This window comes from Xenorhabdus santafensis, assembly GCF_033949405.1.
GTDB lineage: Bacteria > Pseudomonadota > Gammaproteobacteria > Enterobacterales > Enterobacteriaceae > Xenorhabdus > Xenorhabdus santafensis.
This window is the reverse complement of record NZ_VCDN01000248.1, coordinates 1-628: the sequence shown is the minus strand read 5'-3', so window position 1 is coordinate 628 and position 628 is coordinate 1. Positions and strand designations below refer to the sequence as shown.

Sequence of the window (628 nt, the reverse complement as noted above, 5' to 3'; positions counted from 1 at the left end):
TCTTTTACAATAGAATATTTGCCTATTTACAATGCAACTAGCATGGCGAATGGATATAATCAAGCTTTAAAACATCCTGCAAAATATAAAATTTATCTTCACCAAGATGTTTTTATCGAAAATATATTTTTTTTAAAAGATATACTTGGAATTTTTGTTTCTAATCCACAAGTTGGATTTATAGGTATGATTGGATGTTCTAAACTACCTATAAATGGAATATGGTGGCAATCTCATACAATCAATGGAAAAGTTGTTGATTATATCGATCAACAAAAACGTTATTTAGATTTTCAAAAAAACAATGAATACGTTTTAAATAACTTTATTCGTGCAGAAGTAGTTGACGGTTTATTAATTGCAACACAATATGATTTACCTTGGAAAGAAGATTTATTTAATGGATTTCATTTCTATGATGTTTCGCAAAGCTTGGAATTTAAAAAAGCTGGTTATATAGGTGCTATCCCATTTCAAAAAGATTATTGGTGTTTTCATTACAGTAACACTCATACAGTTAACGAACAAATTTTTGAAGACTATCGACAAATTTTAATTCAAAATTATCAAGATGTAATAGAGTAAATATTTTAAAAATAATTCTCCCTTTGTTTTTGGGTGTGAGTGC

1 protein-coding gene is annotated in these 628 nt (G+C 27.4%); it reads left to right on the top strand.

Annotated elements, in window-relative coordinates:
• Positions 1–585 (top strand): glycosyltransferase family protein (locus tag FE392_RS20090; RefSeq protein ID WP_319931892.1); only part of this gene is annotated, 585 nt, incomplete at its 5' end.
• Positions 586–628: the final 43 nt, after the last annotated feature.